Source organism: Phenylobacterium sp., from assembly GCF_046590535.1.
Classification (GTDB): domain Bacteria; phylum Pseudomonadota; class Alphaproteobacteria; order Caulobacterales; family Caulobacteraceae; genus Phenylobacterium.
The window spans coordinates 19,182-41,349 of the sequence record NZ_JBKJTG010000131.1 but is presented as its reverse complement, the minus strand read 5'-3'; the positions used below and the strand labels follow the sequence as shown (position 1 = coordinate 41,349).

Below are 22,168 nucleotides of genomic sequence, written 5' to 3'. Positions count from 1 at the left end.
GCCTTGGTCTGCAACCCGGCCAGGTCCGAGCCTGCGCCCGGCTCGCTGAAGCCCTGGCACCAGCGCTGCTCGGCCTTCACGATCGCCGGGATGTGGCGGTGCTTCTGGTCCTCGTTCCCGTACTCCAGCAGGGTGGGGCCGAACATGCCCACGCCCATGCCGCCGATCGGGTTGACCGCTCCGGCCCTGCCCATCTCCTCGGCCAGCACCCGGGCTTCGGCGGAGGTCAGGCCGCCGCCACCATAGGCCTGGGGCCAGGTGGGGGTGCCCCAGCCCTTTTCGCCCATCCGCTCTTTCCACACTGCGAAGTCGCCCGTGGGCTTCGCGGGGCTCTGCGCCGCAGCGGACTGGCCGTCCATGTCCTTGGCCAGCGATGCGGGAAAATTGGCGGTCAGCCAGTCGCGGGCTTCGGCCCGGAAGGCGTCCAGCTCGGCGCCGCCGAAATCAGCCATAATAAATTCTCCCAAATATTCAATATCTTATTATCTATCATAGCACGCTGCCGCGGCGGCGGCCACTTCACTTCGATTTCGGGTCGGGCAGGCCCAGCACCCGCTTGGCCACCACGTTCAGGTTGATCTCCGAGGTGCCGCCCTCGATGGAGTTGCCTTTCGAGCGCAGCCAGGTGCGCACCGCGGTCAGCTCCTGTTCGGCATAGTCGTCGCCGGTCCATCCCAGGCCCTGCGAGCCCATGGCCTCCACCAGCAGCTCGTTGCGGTCCTGGGCGATCTTCGCGCCGGCGTACTTCATGATCGAGGTGGCGGCGGAGGGACCGTTGCCGGCCTTGGCCTCGTCGCCCGCCCGCCGCACGGTGAGCTGGAAGCTCCGGGCCTCCATCAGGTGCTCGGTGACCCGCCGACGCAGGTCCGCATCCGCCAGCCGACCGGTGGCGTCCAGCCCGACGTAGGCCTTGGCCGCCTCGGTGACAGTCGGCAGCGGCGAGGCCTGGCCGATGTTGCCGCCGCCCAGCCCCGCGGAGATGTTGTCGCGCTCGAACTGCAGCAGGCGCTTGGCCACCGTCCAGCCGCCGTTCAGCGGGCCGAATAGCTGGTCCTTGGGAACCTTCACGTCGGTGAAGAAGGTCTCGCAGAACGGCGAGGTCCCATTGATCAGCCGGATCGGCCTGACCTCGACGCCCGGCGCCTTCATGTCGATCAGCAGGAAGCTGATGCCCTCATGCTTTTTGGATGTGTCTGTCCGCACCAGGCAGAAGCAGCGGTCGGCGTGGTTCGCGCCGCTGGTCCAGATCTTCGAGCCGTTGACCAGCCAGTGGTCGCCCTTGTCCTCGGCCCGGGTCTGCAGCCCCGCCAGGTCCGACCCGGCGCCGGGCTCCGAGTAGCCCTGGCACCAGCGCACCTCGCCGGTGACGATGCCGGGCAGGTGCTGGCGCTTCAGGTCCGCGGTGCCGTACTCGATCAGCGTCGGGCCGAACATCATCACGCCCATGCCGCCGATGGGGTTGCGGGCCCCGGCCTTGGCCATCTCCTCGGCCAGCGCCCGCGCCTCGGCGCGGCTCAGCCCGCCGCCGCCCAGCTCCGCCGGCCATGTGGGTGTGCCCCAGCCCTGGGCGCCCATGCGCTCACGCCACAGTCTGGCGTCCTCACCCTCGGGCTGCGCCTGCATCCGGGCGAGCTGGGCGGCGGTGTCGTCCTTCAGCGCGGTCGGGAAATTCTGCGCCAGCCATGCTCGCGCCTCTGTCCGGAAGGTCTCAACCTCGGGGCCGAAGTCGGCCATCGCGCGCTCCTACTTGGCGTCCGGCAGGCCAAGCACCCGCTTGGAGACCACGTTGACGTTGATCTCCGAAGTGCCGCCCTCGATGGAATTGCCCTTCGACCGCAGCCAGCCGCGCACCGCCAGCACCTCGGCGGGGCTGTAGCCTTCGCCCGCCCAGCCGAGGCCCTGGTGGCCCATGGACTCCACCATCAGCTCCGAGCGCTCTTGAGCGAAGGTCGCCGCCGCGTACTTGATGATCGAGGTGGCGGCGCTGGGGCCGTTGCTGGCCCGGGCCTCCGCCGCCGTGCGGCCGATGGTCTGGAACAGGGCCTGGAAGTCCATCTTGTTCTTGGTGACCCGGTCGCGCAGGCCGCCGTCGGCCACACGCCCCTCGGCGTCGGCGCCTACATACTGCTTGGCGATCTGACCCAGGTCGCCGGCGGACCCGCCCGCGCCGCCCCCGCCGCTGCCGAACCCGCCCGAGATGTTCTGGCGCTCGTACTGCAGCAGCCGCTTGGCGATCTCCCAGCCGCCGTTCACCTGGCCCACCAAGTTGTCCTTGGGAATCTTCACGTCGGTGAAGAAGGTCTCGCAGAACGGGCTCTCGCCGGAGATCAGCTGGATCGGCCGTGTCTCGACGCCCGGCGTGGTCATGTCGATCAGCACGAAAGAGATGCCCTCGTGCTTCTTGGAGGTGTCGGTCCTCACCAGGCAGAAGCACCAGTCGGCCTTGTCGGCGTAGCTGGTCCATACCTTCTGGCCGTTGATCAGCCAGTGGTCGCCCTTGTCCTCACAGCGGGTGGCCAGGCTGGCTAGGTCCGACCCAGCGCCCGGCTCGGAATAGCCCTGGCACCAGCGGATTTCCCCGTTGATGATCTTCGGCAGGTGTTCGCGCTTCTGGTCCTCGGTAGCGTACTCCAGCAGCACCGGGCCCAGCATCCAGACGCCGAACGAGGCCAGGGGCGGGCGATAGTGGCCGGCGGCCAGTTCCTGTTCGAACACCCGGGCTTCCTGAGGCGACAGCCCGCCGCCGCCATAGGCTTTGGGCCAGGCCGGCGCCGTCAGCCCCTTGTCCGCAACCTTGCGCATCCAGGCGATTTGCGGATCGCTCGATCCCGCGAAGGTCCGGCCGCCCCAGATCGCCTCGGGGTCGGTCGCAGCCTTCGGGTCGCGTAGCTCTGCGGGATAGGCGTCCACCAGCCAGGCGCGGATATCCTTCCGGAAGGTGTCGATGTCGGCGCCGCCGAAGTCGGCCATGGCGTCCTCCACTCGTGAAACAGGCAGGTCCGCATCACCTTAGCGCCCGGCCCCTGCAGGGCAAGCACGACGAACAGTTGTTTGATATGGCCCACCCATAGCGCGGTATAAGGCGGGTCGATGCAGATACTTCGAGACCTGAAGCCCGCGGCAGTTGCGGCGGCGCCCTGGACGGCCGCCCTGTGCACGCTGGCGGCGGGGGTAATGCTACTGGCCTCGGCCGCGACACCGTCGGAGCCCGTGCGCTTCATGCGGCTCCTGGCGATCACCCCGGTCTATCTCGTGGAAGCCAGCCACTTCCTGTCGAGCGTGGTGGGACTGACCCTCGTGATGCTGGCGTTTGGCCTCAGGGCGCGGCTGGACGCGGCCTGGGCGGCGACGCTCGGCGCTCTGTTGATCGCCGCGCCGCTCGCATTGTTGAAGGGCCTGAACTGGGAGGAGTCGGCGGCGCTGGTCGTCCTGGCGGCGGCGCTGGCGCCCTTCCGCGGCGCGTTCCGGCGCAACGCGCGGCTCTCCCGGATGCCGGTCACACCGGGCTGGATGGCCTCGGCGGCCTGCGTCGTCCTGGGCGCGGGGCTCGTCGGCGTCTGGTCCTTCGAGCACGCCGACTATGGGACCATGCCCTGGTGGAGGGTGATGGCCGATCAGGACGCTGCGCGCGCCGTCCGCGCCTGGGTCGGCGCGGCCCTGGCCCTGTTCGCCTTTGGCGTCTGGCGGCTCCTCGCCTCGCCAGCGACCCCGCCGGTGGTCGGCGAGACCGACCCGGACTTCCCGCGCGTCCGCGCCATACTGGCTAAAGCCGAGGTTGCCGACCCTGGCTCCAACCTGGCGCTGCTGGGCGACAAGCGGTTCCTGTTCTCTCCATCGGGCGAGACCTTCCTGATGTTCGGCGTCCGGGGCCGCAGCTGGATCGCACTCGGTGCGCCGGTCGGACGCGGGGATGAGCAACTGGAGTTGCTGTGGCGCTTCCGCGAACTGGCCGACGCAAACGCCGCGCGTCCGGGCCTCTATGGCCTTGGGGCGGAAGACCTGCCGGACGTCGTTGAGCTGGGCTTCTCGATTCAGAAAGTGGGCGAGGGCGCCGCGGTCCCCCTGGAGAGCTTCAACCTCGAGGGCGGCCGGCGCGGCAATCTTAGACGCGCCTGGATCAAGGGGGCGGAACAGGGTGCGACCTTCGAGGTGCTGGACGCCCCGGCGGTCGCCGGATTGATGGCCGACCTGCAACTCATCTCGGACGAATGGCTGGCGCGCCACACCGGCGGTGAGAAGGGTTTCTCCATGGGCGGCTTCGTGGCTGCTTACGTGGTTCAGTTTCCCGTCGCTCTGGTACGTGTGCATGGACGGCCCGTGGCCTTCGCCACCTTGTGGACCACGGCCAGCCGCACCGCCTACTCCATGGACCTCATGCGCTACGCCGACGCAGCGCCGAAGAACATCATGGATTTTCTGTTCGTTGAGTTGCTGGCCTGGGGCCGCGCGCAGGGCTATGTCGCCTTTGATTTCGGCATGGCGCCGCTGGCGGGGCTCGACGACCGGCCGCTGGCCCCGATCATGTCGCGGGTAGGCCGGCTGCTGTTCGACCGGGCCGAGGAAATCTACAATTTCCAGGGCGTGCGCAGGTACAAGGACAAGTACGACCCCCTCTGGCAGCCGCGCTACATCGCGGCGCCCCACAAGTGGGCCATCCCGCTGCTCCTGGCCGACGTCGGCCTCCTGTCCTCGGGCGGCGTCGCGGGGCTGGCTAAGCGTTCCGGTTAGCGCCCGGTGGTGACGCCCATCAGGTTCACCAGATGGACGACGACGATCAAGGCGCACGCTGACGCCAGCAACATGATAAACCGCCAAGGCATCAGGCGCGGACCCTTGTACGGGTTCGGCGGCCGCGCGCCCCGCCAGCCGGCGAACACCGCTAGCGCCAGAAGGGCCGCGATGGCCGACAAGGTGACGCTCATGCCCATCTGCGACCGCATATCGCAGGCTTGGCCTTAAACCGGAAGCCAGGCCGCGGCGCAATGCGCCAGATCATCCACAGGATAGAGGGCCTGGACGCAACATGTAGCGTTAAGGTTGCATTTACACCCCCAGGATCGGTGGGTAGCCTCCAAGCTGTCGTGGAGTACCGATTCGATGTCGGCGGGTACGCCCTGGAGCGTGAAGGGGATAGACCCCAAGGCCCGCGAGGTCGCCAAGGACCTTGCCCGCCGCTCCGGGATGACGCTAGGCGAATGGCTGAACCGCGTCATCCTCGAGGATGATGTTCCGGAGGAGGTCACGTCGGAGTCGCATTTCACGGATCGGCCCCAGCGTCCCTTCGCTGAGACGCCGCGGTTCAAGCTGGCCGCCACGCCCGGTTCGCAGGACCTGGCGCGGATCGCCTATGCGCTGGATCGGCTGACCGACCGGATCGAATCCTCCGAGACCCGCACGGGCCTGGCGATCTCTGGCGTCGAACATTCCGTGCGCCATGCCCTGGCCCGCATCGAGACCGCCGAGCGCGAGCATGTGGCTGTGGCCCAGCGCCTGGACGGCGCGGTCGAGGAGGTGGCCGACGAGCATGGCCGCCTGGCCGACCGCCTGCGCCGAATGGAAACCGACAGCGCCGGGCCCCGCTCCGCGGAGGCGTTGCGCGCCTTGGAAAGCTCGGTCAGCCGGCTGGCGGCGCGCGGCGACGTGGCCCTGGGCGCCGACGGCGCCGCCCTGGTTGACGAGGTTCTGCGCCGGCTGGGCGATCGCCTCGCCACCGCCGAGGGCCGCACCTCCGACGCCCTGGACAGCCTGCGCGGCGCGCTCACCACCCTGGACGGGCGGCTTAGCACGGTAGAGGCGGGTTCGCCCGGGGCTATCGACCAGCGCCTGGAAGACCTCGCCGAGACCCTGACCCGCCGGGTCGAGGACGCCCGCACCGAGGTCGCCGAGAAGCTGAAGGCCTCGGCCGCTGGCCAAGTCGAGGCCCGGCTGCAGCAGATGGCCGAGCACGTCCGCACCGCCGAGCAGCGCTCCGCCCAGGCCATTGAGCGCATGGGCCGCGAAGTGCTTTCCATGGCCGAGACCCTGAACCGGCGCGTGCAGACCTCCGAACAGCGCAGCGCCCAGGCCATCGAGCAGGTGGGCGGCGAGATCGCCCGGATCGCCGGTGCCGTGGAGGCCCGCTTCAGCCGCGCCGAGCACGTGCAGGCCGACGCCCTGGAGAAGCTGGGCGCCGAGATCGGCCGCATCACCGACCGGCTCACCGAGCGTCTGGTCAGCTCCGAGCGCCGCGCGGCCCAGGCCATCGACGACGTCGGCGAGCAGGTCTCCCGGGTCACCGAGCGCATTGAGCAGCGCCACGAGCGCGCCTCCAGTGACCTAGCCGAACGCATCCGCCAGAGCGAGGAACGCACCGCCCTGCTGCTGGACGAGGCCCGCCGCCGGATCGAGCAACGGGTCTCCGAGAGCCAGGGCGGGCCGGTGGACGCCGAGCCCCGCGGCCCGTTTGGCCCGGAACTGTTCTCCCGCGCCGAACCCGACCTGGAGATGGAGGCCGCGAGCCTTGATGCTGAGGGGCCCCGCTTTGCGGCGGAGGACTTCGAGGCGGCCGACGGCTTCACCCCGATCCCCGAGGCTCCGGAAGACCTGTTTGGCCTCGACCAGCCCGAGCCCCCGGCCTCCGGCATCGAGGGCGCAGTCCGTCCGCTCTCCACCCGCGAGGTCATCGAGCAGGCGCGCGCCGCCGCCCGGGCCGCCCAGGGTCCGCGCCCGCGCGCCATGCAGGCCAAGGTCAAGGTCGATCGCCGCGGCGCCTCCGACCGGTTCTTCGCCGGCCTTTCGCTCAAGCCTCGCCGGGCCAACTCAGCCCTGCAGACCGCCCTGATGGTGGCCGGTGGCGCAGCCTTCTTCAGCGTCGGCGCAGCGGGCGTGGTGTTGATGGAGGGCCCCGCCGCCCAGCGCGAAATCTCCTTCCCCTCGACCTTCGCCTCGATCAGCCGCGCGGCGGTGGCCCTGACGCCGGGACCGCTGGGCCCCACCGCGCCGGCGCCCGTGGCCGCGCCGGCCGCGCCTGGGCTGGCGGAGGCCACGGACGAGGCCGGGTTCACCGACGCCGTCCGCGCCGCGGAGTCTGGCAAGCCCGGCGGCCTGGCGCGCCTGAAGGCCGGCGCCGACGCCGGATATGGCCCGGCCCAGTTCTACTTGGCCAAGCTCTACGAAACCGGCCGTTCCGGAGTGTCGCAGAACATGCCCGAGGCCCGGCGCTGGACCGCCCGCGCCGCCGAGGGCGGCGACCGCACCGCCATGCATAATCTGGCGCTCTACTATTTCCGCGGCGAGGGCGGCCCGCAGGACCTGGCCAGCGCCGCCCAATGGTTCCGCAAGGCCGCGGGCCTGGGCGTGGTCGACAGCCAGTTCAACCTGGGCCTGATGTACCAGTCCGGCAGCGGCGTGCCGAAGGACCTGGCGGAGGCCTACAAGTGGTTCTCCATCGCGGCCCAGGGCGGCGACGGCCTGGCCCGCGCCAACGCCGTCGGCCTGGAGGGCAAGCTCGCGCTGGCGACGCTCGCCGCCGCCGACAGGGCCGTGGCGGATTTCAAGCCGTCCGCCGAGCCGCTGGTCCAGGCGGCCGCTCCGGCTGGGACCCAGGTGGTCCAGCTCCCGCCCGACACGGTGGCCGCGGCCCAGCGGATCCTCGGCCGGCTGGGCTACTACAAGGGCCCGATCGACGGCGCGGGTTCGACCAACTTCACCATGGCGGTAGCCAGCTACCAGCGCGAACAGGGCCTGGCGGCCACCGGATCGCTTGACCCGAACACCCAGGCGCTGCTCTCCGTCTTCGCACGTTGACGGCCGCCGGCGCCGGCGGCGCCATGCACGGGCGCTGAGATTTGGACATCTACCTGCCCATCGCCGAGGTATCGGTAAACGCGCCCCTTCTGGTGGCGCTGGGCGCGCTGGTGGGGTTCATCTCCGGTCTGTTCGGTATCGGCGGCGGGTTCCTGATGACCCCCGTGCTGGTGTTCCTAGGCATTCCCCCCGCCGTCGCCGTCTCCAGCATGGCCAATCATGTGGCGGCCTCCTCCATGTCCAGCGTGGTCGCATATGGCCGCAAGCGCGCGGTGGATTTCCGCATGGGCGGCGTGCTCGCAGCTGGCGGGGTGGTGGGCGCGCTCGTCGGCGTGGAGCTGTTCCGCTGGCTGCGGCTGGTCGGCCAGGCGGACCTGGTGGTCTCGGTCTCCTACCTGATCTTCCTGTCGGTGATCGGCGGGCTGATGCTGACGGAGTCCCTGGGCGCCGTCCTGCGTCGCCGCCGGGGCGAGCCCCCGCCCCCGCGCCGCGATCGCCGGCCGCCCTGGCTCTACGGCCTGCCGCTGAAGATGCGCTTCCCGAGTTCGCGGCTCTATATCAGCGCTATCCCGCCGCTGGCGCTGGGCGCCTTCGTGGGGGTGCTGTCGGCGATCATGGGGGTGGGCGGCGGCTTCGTGCTGGTCCCGGCCATGGTCTACATCCTGCGTATGCCGGCCCGGGTGGTGGTGGGCACCAGCCTCTTCCAGATCATCATCACTACGGCCATGACCGGGGTGCTGCAGGCCGGCCGCAACCAGACCGTGGACATCGTCCTGGCCACCCTGCTCCTGGCCGGCGGCGTCCTGGGCGCGCAGTACGGCGCCCGCGCCTCCTCGAGGTTCCGTGCCGAGGAGCTGCGCGCCATCCTGGCGCTGATCGTCCTGCTGGTCGGCCTGCGCATGGGCCTCGGTGTATTTGTCGAGCCGGACGAGCCCTTCATCCTGATGTCGGGGATGGGTTGATGGCCGACCTGCCGCCCCCGGCCGCGATCTCCGCGGCGCTCACCGAGACCACCGTGCAGGTGAACTCCGACTTCCGCGGCGCCAAGATCGTGCTCTACGGGGCCGTCTTCGATCCCCTGGCCCGGCCCAGCGACGTGGTGGTGATCGTCAAGGGTCCCGAGCAGCCGGTCCGGATCGCGCGCAAGACCCGGGTGGCCGGCCTTTGGATCAACAGCCGCCCAGTGGTGTTCCGCGGGGCGCCGGGCTTCTACATGGCCGCCTCCAACCGCCCGCTGGAGGACATCGCCCGCTTCGGCGCGCTGCGCCGACTGGGCGCCGGCGTCGATCACCTGTCGATCCAGGCGCCGGCCGAGCAGCGGGTGGAGACCCGCTACGGCGTCCGCGACGTGGTGGTCAGCCGCCTGGGCTCCGACTACGACACTTGGCGCCGCGCCGTGGTGCGCCTGAAAAAGAACGCCGCCCTCTACGCCGAGGACCAGGGCGGCGTGCGCTTCGTCGACCAGGCCCTGTTCCGCGCGGAGATCGCGCTCCCCACCGCCGCGCCCACCGGCGACTACCGCGCCGAGATCGTGCTTTTTCAGGACGGAGTGGCCGTCTCTCGGAGGGTCCGTACCCTGACGGTCGAGAAGGTGGGAATCGAGCGCACGCTTTACGTCTGGGCCCATCAACGTCCATGGTCCTATGGCTTGGCTTCCATGGCGTTCGCCCTGGCGGCGGGATGGGCCGCATCGGCCATGTTCCGGAGAGACTGATTGCTGATGGACGATGTGCGGCCCGCCAGCACGGCCGAATCCGCCCCGGCTTCACTTTGGAGCATCGTGCTCCTGGCTGTGGCGCCGTTTCCGGCCGCGGCGTTCGCCTATGCCTACGGCGAGCCTGATCTCGCCCGGCCCGCGCTCGACGGCCTCCTGACCTGGTCGGTGGTGGTGATGGCCTTCCTCGGCGGCGCCCGCTGGGGCCTGGAAAGCGCCGAACCGAACCCGCGCTGGCCCCGGCTGGCGATCTCCGTCCTGACTCCCACAGTGGCCTGGGCGATGCTGATGGCCCGGGGCCGGGTCGAGGAGAGCTGGGTCGTGGGCGGGATCCTGGCGGCCTTCCTTGGCCAGTGGCTGTTCGACCACCAGACGCCGGAAACCCCCTCGCGCTATCCAAGGCTCTCCACCGCGCTCACCGCCGCGGCCTGTATCTCCCTGGCGCTGGTGCTGGAAAAAACCCTCGGCGCCTAGTCCCCGGTTAGTGAGCGCCAGCCGATGGCGTGCACCTTCGCGGCGCCCAGGGCAGCGGCCAGGGGCGGGCGGGCGAACAGTCCCGCGAACGCTTTGTCCCTCACGTTCAGACCCCCGGCATAGGCTCCGAAGGCCGGCAGGATCGCGCGCTCCGCATCGGTGACGAAGCAGCGACGCCGGACGCTGCCGCGCGACGCCCGCACCCGGGCCGCCGGGTGCAGGTGGCCGGCCACCTCGCCGGGCTGCGCGCCGCCACGCGGCTCGTGACGGAAGGTCAGGCCGCCCATCTCCAGTTCGTCCGCGGTCTCGCCGGGCAGGGCCTGCGGGCCGTCGGCGTCGTGGTTGCCCACCACCCAGACCAGGGTGCGCCCCATGGCCAGCCCGCGCAGGCGCTGGGCGTCGTCGGCGGCGAGCCGGCCCTCGGACCGGCGGTCATGGAAGGTGTCGCCCAGCAAGATCACCACCCGCGGCGCCAGCGCCTCGACCTCGGCCTCCAGCCGTCCCAGGGTCTCGCGGGTGTCGTAGGGTGGCAGCATCTGGCCGCGGGCGGCGTAGGACGAGCCCTTCTCCAGGTGCAGGTCAGCCACCACCAGGCAGCCTTCGGCCTCCAGCCACAGGGCCCCGGAGGGCCGCAGCGCGACCTCCGCGCCCGCCACCCCCGTGCGCAGCGAGCCGCAGGCGCTGGCGGTGAAGGCGTAGGTGAAGGCGATGGCCGGAGCGGTGGCGGCGGTCAACTCAGGGCCTCTGCGATCAGGTCGTCCTGCGCCTCGGCCAGGATCATCTCACCAGCCTGACCCGGCGAGCGCTCCTTGCCGATCTCCAGGAGGATCGGCACCGAGAACGGCGACAGGTGGTCCAGAGGCGAGTGCCGGATCCTGCCGCGGATGCGCGCCAACATTTCGCCCAGGCGCGCCACGTCGATGAGCCCGGTCGCCGCATCCTCGCGGGCGCACCTGAGCAACAGGTGATCCGGCTGGTGTTTGCGCAGAACGTCATAGATCAGGTCTGTGGAAAAGGTGATCTGGCGCCCCGACTTCTGCTCTTCTCCGGGAAAGCGGCGCTCGATCAGGCCTGAGATGATCGCGCATCCCTTGAAGGCCCGCTTCATCATGAAGCTCTCGGCCAGCCAGTCCTCCAGGTCGTCGCCCAGCATGTCTTCTGCGAACAGCGCCTCAAAGTCGAGGCCATCCAGAGGCTTCAGCGCCCAGATAGCCATCGCGTAGTCGTTGCAGACGAACCCCAGCGGCGCCGCGCCCGCCCGCTCCAGCCGGCGGGTCAGCAGCATGGCCAAGGTGGTGTGCGCCAGGCGCCCGTCGAAGGGATAGCAGACCATGAAGTGGCGCTTCCCGCGCGGGAAAGTCTCCAGCAGCATCTCGTTCTCCGACGGGATCACCGAGCGGTCGCGCTGGGCCTCCAGCCACTCGCGCACGTCCAGCGGCAGCACCTGCCAGTGCTCCTGGTCGTACATCAGCTGGCGGACCCGCTTGGCCAGGTAGGTGGAGAGCGCGAACTTGGACCCGCCCCAGGACGGCATCTTGGGGTCCTTGTCGGCCGCCGGGCTGACCAGCACATCCAGGCTGGTCAGGCCTACCAGACGCCACACCTGGCCGGCGAACACGAAGGTGTCGCCGGGATCGAGCATCTCCAGCATGCCCTCCTCGACCTCGCCGATCTTGCGTCCGCCGCGTCCGCCCCGCCCGGCCAGGCGCACCGACAGCACGGCCGGCGAAATGATCGCGCCCACGTTCAGCCGATGGCGCTGGGCGGTCTGGGCGTTGCGCACCCGCCAAAGGTCATCCGGGCCCTTCACGATCCGACGGAACCGGTCGTAGGTGCGAAGCGCGTAGCCCCCGGTGGAGACGAAATCGACCACCTGTTCGAAGTCCTCCCAGGCCAGGTCGCGATAGGGCCCGGCTGAGCGCACCTCGTCGTAGAGCCCCAGCAGGTCGAAGGGCTCAGAGCACGCGCAGCCCATGACGTGCTGGGCCAGTACGTCCAGCGCGCCGACCCGCGCCGCATCGCCGTCCAGGCGGTTCTCGGCGATGGCTTCCCGGGCCGCCTGACACTCCAGCATCTCGAACCTGTTTGCCGGGACGAACAGCGCGCGGGACGGTTCGTCCAGCCGGTGGTTGGCGCGGCCGATCCGCTGCACCATCCGCGACGCCCCCTTGGGCGACGCCAGCTGGATCACCAGGTCCACGTCCCCCCAGTCGATCCCCAGGTCCAGGGTGGACGTGCAGACCACCGCGCGCAACTCGCCTCGGGCCATGGCCGCCTCGACCTTGCGCCGCTGCTCAGCGGCCAGGGAGCCGTGGTGCAGGGCGATGGGCATGCTGTCCTCGTTCAGCCGCCACAGTTCCTGGAACGCGAACTCCGCCTGAAAGCGGGTGTTGACGAACACCAGGGCGGTGCGCGCGCCCTTGATCACCTCATAGACCTCGGCCATGGCGTGCTGGGCGGTGTGCCCCGCCCACGGTACCCGACCCTCCGACAACAGGATGTCCACCACCGGCTGCGCGCCGGCGGGCCCGCGGACCAGGTCGACGGCGTCAGCGCCGCCTGTGCTGTGGCTGGCCATCCAGCTCTTGATCACCTGCGGGTCGTCCACCGTGGCCGACAGGCCTACCCGGCGCATCCGCGGCGCCAGGCGCCGCAGGCGCGCCAGACCCAAGGCCAGCAGGTCGCCGCGCTTTGAGGCGTGCAGGGTGTGGATTTCGTCGAGGATCACGCAGGAGAGGTTTTCGAACAGCAACCGAGCGCCTTCCCAAGCGCAGAGCAGGGCCAGTTGCTCCGGCGTGGTCAGGAGGATATCCGGCGGCTTCACCTTCTGCCGTTGGCGCCGTGATACGCCGGTGTCGCCGGTGCGCGACTCCGCGGTGACCGACAGGCCCATCTCGACGATCGGCGCGGTGAGGTTGCGCTCCACGTCCACCGCCAGGGCCTTCAGCGGCGAGATGTAAAGGGTGTGCAGGCCGGGCGCGGTGTTGGAGGGGGCCCGTTCGGAAAGCTCGATCAGGCTGGGCAGGAAGCCGGCCAGGGTCTTGCCGCCGCCAGTTGGCGCGATCAGCAGGGTGTCGCGCCCGGCGCGGGCCTGTTCCACCATCGCCACCTGGTGCGACCGCGGACTCCAGCCCCGCTGGGCGAACCACGCTTCGAAGCGGGGCGGCAGAGTCTGGGCGGGAACAGCGGCGTCGGCCATGGGTGACCGCCTATAGCATGTTCCCGGTTCGTTTCACGAGGCGGCTTGAGACCCCCGCATCAAGCCGGGTTGTCCGCGGCCGGCTTCGCCAATAGGTCTTGTTCATGCGATCGATCCTCATCCTGGCGGCGCTCTGTGTACTGGTTGCCTGCACCCGGCCCGACGCCGCGCCGGCCGCCACCACGCCCGCGCGGGCCGCCGACGCCTTCCCGACGCCGGACCGGCCGGTGGCGGAAATCGTCAGCTCGGAGTGGTCCAGCGGTCCCGACCGCGATGCGGCCAATGAGTCCGGCCAGCTCATCAAGGGCCTGGGCATCGGCCCCGGCATGGCGGTGGCCGACATCGGCGCCGGCTCCGGCTACCACACCCTGCGCCTGTCGCCCGCCGTGGGCCCCAAGGGCCGGGTCTACGCCCAGGACATCGTCGCCCACTACATCTCCGGCCTGAAGCGCGAGGCGGCCCGCCGGGGCATCGACAATGTGGAGCTGGTGGTGGGGACGGCGGACGATCCCAAACTCCCGGTGGGCGTGCTGGACCGCGCGGTGCTGGTCCACATGTACCACGAGATCGGCAACCCCTACGCCCTGCTGCATCGCCTGATCCCCTCGATGAAACCCGGCGGGCGGGTGGGCGTCATCGACCTCGACCGGCTGACCCAGAACCACGGCACGCCGCCGGCGCTGTTGAAATGCGAGTTCGAAGCGGTGGGCTACCGGCAGGTCGACTTCATCATCCTGGCCGGGGGCGGCGGCTACCTGGCGGTGTTCGAGCCCCCCGCACTCAAGGACCGCCCGCGTCCCGGCGACATCGTCCCCTGCTCGGCGACCAACTGAGGCGAACTGCGACCAAGTTTTCGTTTCGTTCACCCGGAAACAGCGCTACGAAATCGCGGTGAACGCGCCCGCCGTCAGCCTCGATCTCGCGCCCGCCCTGGTGGTCCTGCCAGGCCCTCGGGCGGCGGTGGCCGACGGCTCCGGCGCCTGGGCGCTGCGGGCCCCCGACGCCCGCGACCTGTTCGACCGTGGGCCCGTCCTGCTGGCCCACGCCGCCATGACGGCCCGGCGGCTGGGGCTGCATGCGCCGCCGCGCTCGCCGGCCATCTTCGACGCCCTCGAGCTGTTCGCCTTCGTCCGGCCGGGGCGGTTCTGCGCGCCCTCGTCGGCAGGGCTGGCCCAGGCCCTGGGCCTGCCGGAGCCCAAGGGCGCGGTGGCCCAGGCCGGCGCGCTGCGCGACGCCTGCGCCCGGCTCCTGGCCGACCTCGCGGACGCGCCTGAGCCGTCGCGGGAGGAGGCCCTGGCCATCGCCGAGACCCTGGCCCGCGGCGGCTGGGCCTGGGGCGCCGCGGTGGTGGGCGCCCTGCGCTCGCAACCGGCCGGCAACCAGTTCCGCTCGTCCGGCCTCGATGTCTGGATGCGCCTGCCCGAATGGGAGGGCGAGGCCCCGCCCGGCGAGGCGGGGTCCAAGCCGATCGCCCCGGAAGACGCCGCTGGGCGCCTGAAGGAGCTGCTGCTCCGCGCCGGCCTCGACGAGGCCCGTCCGGCCCAGGCCGAGTTCGCCGCCGAGGCCGCCTGGGCCTTCCAGCCGCGGGAGAAGGAGGGCGAGCCCCGCATGATGCTGGCCGAGGCCGGCACCGGCATCGGCAAGACCCTGGGCTACCTGGCGCCGGCCTCGCTCTGGGCTGAGGCCAACGGCCCGGCGGTGTGGATCTCCACCTACACCCGCGCCCTGCAGCGCCAGATCGAGCGGGAGAGCCATGCCCTGTTCCCCGACCCCAAGGTGCGGGCGAAGAAGGCGGTGGTCCGCAAAGGCCGCGAGAACTACCTGTGCCTGCTGAATTTCCAGGAACAGGCCAACGCCGCCCAGCTCGGCGCCGGCGACCTGGTGGGCATGGGCCTGGCCGCCCGCTGGGCCCGGGTGACCCGCGACGGCGACATGACCGGCGGCGACTACCCCGCCTGGCTGCCGGGCCTGTTCGCCATCGCCCCCGCCGCCCAGGCCAGCCCAGCCAACTTGGTGGACCGGCGCGGCGAGTGCATCCACGCCGGCTGTTCGCACTACCGGACCTGTTTCGTGGAAAAGGCGATCCGCGGCTCCCGGCGGGCCGACATCGTCATCGCCAACCACGCCCTGGTGCTGACCCAGGCCGCCTTCGACGGGGCCCGCGCAGCCCGGGGCTCCAAGGCTGACGGCGAGACCACCCAGCTCAAGCGCATCGTCTTCGACGAGGGCCACCATCTGTTCGACGCGGCGGACTCGGCCTTCGCCTCCGCGCTGTCCGGCGCCGAGGCCGCGGAGCTGCGCCGCTGGATCCGGGGGCCCGAAGGCCGCGGCCGGCGGGGCCGGGGCCTGGAGACCCGGCTGATGGAGGTGTTGGGCGACCGCGACGACGCCAAGACCGCTCTGGCCGAGGCCACCCGCGGGGCCGCCGCCCTGCCGGGGGAGGGCTGGTCCGGCCGCATCGCTCCGCCCGGCGGCGAGGTCAATCCGCTGGGCCCAATCGAGCACTTCCTGGTGGCGGTGCTGGAACAACTCCGCGCCCGCGCCGCGCCCTCCGAGGTGGGCATGGAGTGCGCGGCTCGCCCGGCGCTGGACCTGGTGCGAGCCACCGCCCGCGACGCCGCCGCCGCCCTCGCCAAGCTCGAGGCGCCCCTGGTGGCCCTGGCCCGCCACCTGGAGGACGTTCTCGACGAAGAAGCCGCGACCCTTCCCACCACCGACCGGGCCCGCATTGAAGGGGCGTTGCGTGGGCTCGACCGCCGGGCGCGCATGACCCTGCCGGCTTGGCGCTCGATGCTCCGCGCCATCGACGAGGACTCCGAGGACGATCCGGACTTCGTCGATTGGTTCGACGCCACCTTCCTCTACGGCCGGGTGGTGGACGCCGCCTGCCGCCGTCACTGGGTGGACCCGACCGAGCCCCTGACCAATGCGGTGATCGCCCCCGCGCATGGGGTGCTGGTGACCAGCGCCACCCTGGCCGATCCGACGCTCATCGACCCCTTCGCGCTGGCCGAGATGCGCACGGGCGCGGCCCGCCTGCCGGACCGGCCGCGGACGCTCAGGCTCGCCTCGCCCTTCGACTATGCCGCCAACGCCCGGGCCTTTGTGGTCACCGACGTGGGCCGCGAGGACCCGCGCCAGGTGGCCGCCGCCATGCGCGAGCTGTTCCTGGCGGCCGGCGGTGGGGGCCTGGGCCTGTTCACCGCTATCCGCCGCCTGCGCGCGGTGCACGAGAAGATCGCCGCCCCCCTGGCCGACAAGGGGGTCGCCCTCTACGCCCAGCACGTGGACCCGCTGGAGGTGGGCGCGCTGGTGGACATCTTCCGGGCGGAAGAGGATGCCTGCCTGCTCGGCACCGACGCCGTCAGGGACGGCGTGGATGTTCCCGGTCGGTCGCTGCGCCTGCTGGTCTTCGACCGGGTGCCGTGGCCCAGGCCTGACATTCTGCACAAGGCCCGCCGCGCCCGCTTCGGCGGCAAGGGCTACGACGACGCGGTGGCTCGCGGCCGCATCGCCCAGGCCTTCGGCCGTCTGATCCGCCGGGCGGACGACAAGGGGGTCTTCGTCATGCTCGACGCCGCCGCCCCCACGCGCCTGTTCTCCGGCCTCCCCGAGGGGATCGAACTGCAGCGCGTCGGTCTGGTGGAGGCGATCGAGGGCGTGGCGGCGTTTCTAAGCACAGGAGATGCGCCCAGCGCTACGCGGCGGTGAGCTGTTCGAAAAGGTCGGCGGGCCAGGGGGATGCGTAAGGGACCAGGCCCAGGCGCGCACGGATGTCCTCGGTCGGCAGGGTCCACAGGGCCGGCCAGTCGACCCCCAGCAGCGGCGGGCTCTCGCGGCCGTGCTTCCAGCCGGCGAGGATGATGTCGAGCATCAGGCTGCCGCCTTCGGGCCGCTCGAAGGCCAGCCGTGACAGCACCATGGCCAGGAACATGGACGAGTAGTGGTGCCCGAACTGTCCCATCTGGAACCCCGAGATGGCGACCTCGTGCAGGCTGGTGGTGCGGTAGCCCGCCGCGATGTGCCACAGGTCGTGGCACTGCAGGATGCGGGCGTTGAGGTAGTCCAGGGGCGGTGCCATGTGGGCCAGGCCCAGGGCCTCGCGGTCCAGCACCTCCAGGTCAAAGCCGTTGTCGACGATCAGGGCGTGGAATTCGCCGCCCAGGGAGCCGCGCGGGCAGCGGCTGAGCGCGGCCAGGGTGAACCGCTCCGGATAGCCTTGGTCCACCGCCGCCGCGCAGCCGGGATAGGCCAGCGCGGCCTTGCCCACCCGTGCGCCCAGCCCGCCCGACAGCAAGCCGGAGAGCGCCGCGGTGCGCTGGGTCACCCCGCCGGCGTCGAGCATGATGCCCGGCGTCTCCAAGAGGTCCCAGTAGGCGTCCCAGAATGCCTGCGGGATCGCTTCGGGGGCAGCGTCAGCCAGTACGACGGCCGGCGCCGATACCGGCGCGCCCAGCCAGGCCCCGGCGCTCGCGTCATAGATGGCCGGCAGGCGCTCCGGCGCCGCAGCCGAGGCGTGTAGCCACAGGGCGGCCAGCGCTTCCAGGTCGGCGGGATCGAGGCCGGTCTTCAGACGCGCAGCAAGAGCCTGCGCCGTCGCCGCCGATCCGCTGGCGACGGTCTGGGCCTCGAAGCTCAGCCGCTGGTCGCGCGTGATCATGGCCACCCCCGCACCCTGTCCGGCAGCGACCCTAGCACGGCCGGGTCTTATTGGGATTGGCTGCGGTGATCTCGCGTCTTTGTCGGCGTCCTCAGTGCTTGCCGCGGTCGCGCCCGAAGTTGGGCTCGGCGCTTTCCTGGCCGGCGGAGATGATGTCTCGGCGGATTTCCCGGGTCCGGGAGAACAGCTCGAACAGCTTGTCGCCCTCGCCCCAGCGGATCGCCCGGCTGAGCGCCTGCAGGTCCTCGGTGAAGCGGCCCAGAATCTCCAGCACCGCCTCGCGGTTGGCCAGGAACACGTCGCGCCACATGGTCGGGTCGGACGCCGCGATGCGGGTGAAGTCGCGGAAGCCGCCGGCGGAATATTTCATCACCTCGGCCTGGGTGACCTCCTCCAGGTCGGCGGCGGTGCCGACGATGTTGTAGGCGATCAGGTGGGGCAGGTGGCTGGTGACGGCCAGCACCAGGTCGTGGTGACGCTCGTCCATCTCATCGACGTTGGAGCCCAGCGCCGTCCAGAACTGTGTGAGCCGCTCGACCGCTTTGCGGTACGGCGCGTCCTGGCGCGGTTGCGGCGTCAGGATGATCCAGCGATTCTGGAACAGCTCCGCGAAGCCGGCGTCCGGGCCCGACTGCTCGGTGCCGGCGATCGGATGCCCCGGGATAACGAACAGCGTCTCAGGCACCGCCTCGGCCAGCGCCTCGGCCACCGCCGCCTTCACCGAGCCCACGTCGGTCACCGTGGCGCCGGGCTTGAAGGCCGCCGTGGCCTGTCGCGCCGCCTCGCCCATGGCCATGACGGGCACGGCGAAGACGACCAGGTCGGCGTTCGCCACGGCCTCGGCCGGATCGGCCGTCACCTGGTCGGCGAAGCTCAGGGCGGTGATGCGTTCGCGGGCCAGGGGGGAGGCGTCGGCCACCGCGACCTCGCCCACTACACCGGCCTCGCGGGCCGCGCGGATCACCGACGAGCCGATCAGGCCGCAGCCGATCACCGCCATGCGGGGATAGATCAACGGCGCCATCAGGGTTGCATGAACTCGGCCAGCGCCTCGGCCAGGGCGCGGTTGTGCGCCGCCAGCCCGATGGTGAACCGCAGGTGATCGGGCAGGCCGTACATGTGCAGGCCCCGGACCAGTAGGCCTCGGGACGCCAGGAAGGCGTCGGCCTCGGCCGCGGTCCTGCCGGGCACGCTGGGAAAGCCCACCAGCACGAAATTGGCCGCCGACGGCTTCACCACATCCAGGCCAAGCCCGCCTAGCTGCTGCTCCAGCCACGGCCGCCACTGCTCGGTAAGCTCGACGGAGGCGCGCTCGAAATCCAGGTCGTCCAGCGCCGCGGCAGCGGCCAGCTGTGCGGGAACCGAGACGTTGAACGGCATGCGGATCCGCTCGCAGGCCTCGATGATCCCCAAGGGCGCGTAGCCCCAGCCGACCCGCAGGCCGGCCAGGCCGTGCAGCTTGGAGAAGGTGTGGGTGACCACGATGTTGGACGACCCGTGCGCCAGCTCCAGCCCATCGTCAAACGTTGGGTCGGCGACGAATTCTGAGTAGGCGCCGTCCAGCACCAGGATCACGCCGGGCGGCAAGGCCTCGTGCAGCCTGCGGACCTCGGAGAAGGCAATCCAGGTGCCGGTGGGGTTGCCCGGATTGGCCAGGAAGACCAGCCGCGTGCGGTCGTCGACACAGGCCAGCAGTTCGTCCACGTCGATGCGGTAGTCCGGCTCCGCCGCCAGCCGCACCTGCGCTTGGCAAGCCCGGGCGCCGATGGCGAAGCCGGCGAAGCCGTACCGCCCCTGCACGATGTTGTCGCCGGGCTCGAGGTAGGCCTGGTTGAGAATCTGGAACACCTCGTCGGAGCCGCAGCCGAAGATCAGCCGCTCCGGCTCGAGGCCGTGGCGCTCGGCGACGGCCGTGCGAAGGACAGTGGCCTTGGGGTCGGGATACATCTGCAGCTTCAGGCCGGCCTCGGCATAGGCCGCTTGCGCCTTGGGGCTGGAGCCCAGGGCGTTCTCGTTGGCCGACAGCTTGATCGGATCGGCGATGCCCTCGGCCTTGGCCTTTCCCGGCGTATAGGCGTGGATATCCAGTATGCCCGGCTTGGGTTGCGGGCGCGGTTGGGCGGCGCGGTCGTTCAGGGAAGCGGTGTCGGACATTTCAAAGGAGATGGCATGGAGCCTGGCGGCCTGAGGCCCGCCTCTTACACGTCCAGGGGCGCGGGCGCAGCCCCGATCACGCCTGAAAGCCCGCCGGGCGCCCGGGCCAGCCGTTCGTCGTCCGCCTGATAGTAGCCAGCCAGCATGAACAGCTTCAGGCCACCGGCCTCCGTCACAAGGGTGGCGGCCACACCGTCACGGCTGAGCGCCTCCTCGACGGTGGCGGCGGTCTGAGCGGCGTCGGTGACCCAGAATGTGCGATCGTCGCCGGAGGGCTCCATCGCCACTTCGCCCACGGCCAGCGCCGACAACGGCCCCCAGGCGGCAAGGCAGGGCAGGGCGGCGAACACCTTCAGCTTCGGTTCGGCCAGCAACCGCCCCCACCAGGCGCTGTCGGGGGTAAGGGCCGCGACGGCGACGCCGCCTTGGGTGCGGGCCGCGGCAAGGGCGTCCTCGGGCTTGCCCACCTGGCGCAACGGCGGGGCGGCGCCGAAGCGCAGGCGCGCCAGCTCCACCGTCCGGCCGGGGTCGCGCCCGCCCCAGACGGCCAGGTGGAAAGGGCCTTGCAGACTGAGGCTCTCGGCGATCAGCTCGCGCCAGACCCGGACCACCAGCGCCGGGGTCGCGCCGGTCCGCGGCATGGCCAGCAAGCGGCGCAGGACCTGGGCCTCGCGGGCCGGGCGCAGGCCGAACCTGCCCGCATCGCCGGCGGCGGCCTTGGCCTCCGCCACCGCGCGGGCCAGCGCGGCGCGCTCGTCCAGCAAGGGCAGGAGTTCGGCGTCGATGGCGTCGATGCGCTGGCGGACCGCGTCCAGGGAGGGCGGGGCCGCTCCGATGCTGGCCTGCGCCATATTTCCCCCCGAAACGAAGGTTCGCGACCTAAGTCATTGCGGCGATGGGTGCAATAGGTGCGATCGCCGCAATAAAGTTGCAGTCGTTACGAGCGCGCGCGGCCCTCACGCAGCCGCGGCGGCGGTCGCGGCGCCAGGTTCGGCCAGCGCCGCCTGCAGGGCGCGCAGCAGGTGTTCCGGCTTCATGGGTTTCTCCACCACCCCGTTCATGCCGGCCGCCAGGTAGCCGGCGGCGTCGTCGGGATCGGCGTTGGCGGTGAGCGCGATGATCGGGGTCGCGCCGATCCGACCGGGCAGGGCGCGGATGGCGCGGGCGGCGCTCACCCCGTCCATGCGCGGCATCTTGATGTCCATCAGGATCAGGTCGAAGCGGCCGGAGCGCGCGGCGTCGACCGCCTCCAGGCCGTCCTGCGCCGCCTCGCTGGTGCAGTCGAACATCTCCACCAGGGCCTGGGCGACCATGCGGTTGGTGGCGTTGTCATCGACCACCAGAACGTGCGCGGTGCGCGCGGCGGCGGTCTCGTGCGTCTCGGGCGTAGCGATCAGAGCTGGCAACTGAACGTCGAACACCACCGTCTCCGCGGCGTTGGCGCTGGTCTCCTGCCTCACACTGCCGCTCATGGCGGTGATGACCCGGCGGGCCAGCAGGACCCCCAGCGCCACCTCCAGGCCGAAGCGGGCCTCGACGCCGCGGACCCGGGCCTCCAAGTCCTGTTTGTCCCACGCCGGGTCGCGCGGTCCGCGCACCCGCCCCTGCAACGCCAACCCCACAGGGCAGGCGCTGACCTTAAGGCTGACTTCCATGGCGCCGCGGCTGATCCCGGCCAGTGCGTCGCCGACGAAGCCGTCGAACATCTGGGCCAGGCGCGCGCGGTCACTGACCACGGCGGCGTCCGGCGCTCCGTCATAGGAAACCAGCAAGGTGACGCCGGCCTGGGCGGCGCGGCCCTGCCAGCGCTCCTGGATTGCGTCCATCAGCTCGCGCAGCCGAACGGGTGCGGCGTCCAGCTTCGGGCCCTCGGCGCCTACCGCCTTGAGGTCGAGGGCGCTGTCCAGCATGCGCCGCACGCCCAGGGCGGCTTCGGTCACGCCAGTGACGCAGGCCTGGGCGTCCGACGTCAGCCGCTGGCGCGCCAACTGCTCGGTCAGCGCCAGCACCCCGTCCATCTGTTGACGGATATCGGCGGTGACTCGGTCGAGGAAGAACTCGGGCAGGGACATGGGCCGCCAAAAGCAACGAAATCTGTGGGTTATAATGAGGCCAACCGCTTGCCCAGAAGTTAAGCCTGCAACGTAAGGATGTGCTTTCGGCCTCTCGCCAAATTCGTCGC

Annotated in this window: 18 protein-coding genes; 7 read left to right on the top strand and 11 right to left on the bottom strand. The window is 70.9% G+C overall.

Annotated elements, in window-relative coordinates; all coding sequences use genetic code 11:
- The 3 genes from ACLL81_RS08085 to ACLL81_RS08075 all read right to left on the bottom strand — a co-directional run.
- A partial coding sequence (locus ACLL81_RS08085) for an acyl-CoA dehydrogenase family protein (RefSeq protein WP_411287837.1) occupies positions 1–452 on the bottom strand: 452 nt, incomplete at its 3' end.
- A 67-nt stretch (positions 453–519) separates the two neighbouring features.
- A complete protein-coding gene (locus ACLL81_RS08080) occupies positions 520–1,734 on the bottom strand; it encodes an acyl-CoA dehydrogenase family protein (RefSeq protein WP_411287836.1) in 1,215 nt (404 codons plus the stop codon).
- Between the two features lie 9 nt (positions 1,735–1,743).
- A complete protein-coding gene (locus ACLL81_RS08075) occupies positions 1,744–2,970 on the bottom strand; it encodes an acyl-CoA dehydrogenase family protein (protein ID WP_411287835.1) in 1,227 nt (408 codons plus the stop codon).
- A 120-nt stretch (positions 2,971–3,090) separates the two neighbouring features.
- Between ACLL81_RS08075 and ACLL81_RS08070 the strand changes: the two genes are divergently transcribed.
- A complete protein-coding gene (locus ACLL81_RS08070) occupies positions 3,091–4,728 on the top strand; it encodes a GNAT family N-acetyltransferase (RefSeq protein WP_411287834.1) in 1,638 nt (545 codons plus the stop codon).
- Here ACLL81_RS08070 and ACLL81_RS08065 read toward each other — a convergent pair.
- Positions 4,725–4,940 (bottom strand): hypothetical protein, encoded by a 216-nt coding sequence (locus ACLL81_RS08065; RefSeq protein ID WP_411287833.1) that lies wholly within the window; start codon positions 4,938–4,940, stop codon positions 4,725–4,727. The two genes, ACLL81_RS08070 and ACLL81_RS08065, sit on opposite strands and share 4 nt — an antisense overlap.
- A 157-nt stretch (positions 4,941–5,097) precedes the next feature.
- Between ACLL81_RS08065 and ACLL81_RS08060 the strand changes: the two genes are divergently transcribed.
- The 4 genes from ACLL81_RS08060 to ACLL81_RS08045 are packed head-to-tail and all read left to right on the top strand — an operon-like array spanning position 5,098 to position 9,973.
- Positions 5,098–7,785 (top strand): peptidoglycan-binding protein, encoded by a 2,688-nt coding sequence (locus tag ACLL81_RS08060; protein ID WP_411287832.1) that lies wholly within the window; start codon positions 5,098–5,100, stop codon positions 7,783–7,785.
- A gap of 41 nt (positions 7,786–7,826) precedes the next feature.
- Entirely contained in the window at positions 7,827–8,747 is a 921-nt protein-coding gene (locus tag ACLL81_RS08055; protein WP_411287831.1) for a sulfite exporter TauE/SafE family protein, read from the top strand.
- Positions 8,747–9,499 carry a TIGR02186 family protein gene (locus ACLL81_RS08050; protein WP_411287830.1) on the top strand — a complete coding sequence of 251 codons (753 nt, stop codon included), beginning with the start codon at positions 8,747–8,749 and terminating at the stop codon, positions 9,497–9,499. Before ACLL81_RS08055 ends, ACLL81_RS08050 begins: the two co-directional genes overlap by 1 nt.
- 6 nt (positions 9,500–9,505) lie before the next feature.
- Positions 9,506–9,973 (top strand): DUF3429 domain-containing protein, encoded by a 468-nt coding sequence (locus ACLL81_RS08045; protein WP_411287838.1) that lies wholly within the window; start codon positions 9,506–9,508, stop codon positions 9,971–9,973.
- Here the strand turns inward: ACLL81_RS08045 and pdeM are convergent.
- Both pdeM and ACLL81_RS08035 read right to left on the bottom strand, forming a co-directional pair.
- Entirely contained in the window at positions 9,970–10,707 is a 738-nt protein-coding gene (pdeM, locus tag ACLL81_RS08040; protein ID WP_411287829.1) for a ligase-associated DNA damage response endonuclease PdeM, read from the bottom strand. The two genes, ACLL81_RS08045 and pdeM, sit on opposite strands and share 4 nt — an antisense overlap.
- Positions 10,704–13,172 (bottom strand): ligase-associated DNA damage response DEXH box helicase, encoded by a 2,469-nt coding sequence (locus ACLL81_RS08035; protein WP_411287828.1) that lies wholly within the window; start codon positions 13,170–13,172, stop codon positions 10,704–10,706. The genes pdeM and ACLL81_RS08035 overlap by 4 nt, the downstream gene beginning before the upstream one ends.
- A 104-nt stretch (positions 13,173–13,276) precedes the next feature.
- Between ACLL81_RS08035 and ACLL81_RS08030 the strand changes: the two genes are divergently transcribed.
- Entirely contained in the window at positions 13,277–14,005 is a 729-nt protein-coding gene (locus ACLL81_RS08030; RefSeq protein ID WP_411287827.1) for a methyltransferase domain-containing protein, read from the top strand.
- 58 nt (positions 14,006–14,063) lie between these two features.
- Positions 14,064–16,883: an ATP-dependent DNA helicase gene (locus ACLL81_RS08025; protein ID WP_411287826.1), complete on the top strand. Its 2,820-nt coding sequence runs from the start codon at positions 14,064–14,066 to the stop codon at positions 16,881–16,883.
- On the opposite strand, the gene ACLL81_RS08020 is transcribed toward ACLL81_RS08025, so the two are convergent.
- From ACLL81_RS08020 to ACLL81_RS08000, 5 genes are all read right to left on the bottom strand, one after another.
- Entirely contained in the window at positions 16,870–17,832 is a 963-nt protein-coding gene (locus ACLL81_RS08020; protein ID WP_411287825.1) for a Coq4 family protein, read from the bottom strand. The genes ACLL81_RS08025 and ACLL81_RS08020 overlap by 14 nt on opposite strands.
- Positions 17,833–17,923: 91 nt before the next feature.
- Positions 17,924–18,856: a prephenate/arogenate dehydrogenase family protein gene (locus ACLL81_RS08015; RefSeq protein ID WP_411287824.1), complete on the bottom strand. Its 933-nt coding sequence runs from the start codon at positions 18,854–18,856 to the stop codon at positions 17,924–17,926.
- Complete coding sequence (locus ACLL81_RS08010) at positions 18,856–19,986, bottom strand: pyridoxal phosphate-dependent aminotransferase (protein ID WP_411287823.1); 1,131 nt, start codon at positions 19,984–19,986, stop codon at positions 18,856–18,858. Before ACLL81_RS08010 ends, ACLL81_RS08015 begins: the two co-directional genes overlap by 1 nt.
- Before the next feature lie 44 nt (positions 19,987–20,030).
- A complete protein-coding gene (locus ACLL81_RS08005; RefSeq protein ID WP_411287822.1) occupies positions 20,031–20,837 on the bottom strand; it encodes a chorismate mutase in 807 nt (268 codons plus the stop codon).
- A gap of 105 nt (positions 20,838–20,942) precedes the next feature.
- Entirely contained in the window at positions 20,943–22,058 is a 1,116-nt protein-coding gene (locus tag ACLL81_RS08000) for a response regulator (protein ID WP_411287821.1), read from the bottom strand.
- Positions 22,059–22,168 lie beyond the last annotated feature (110 nt).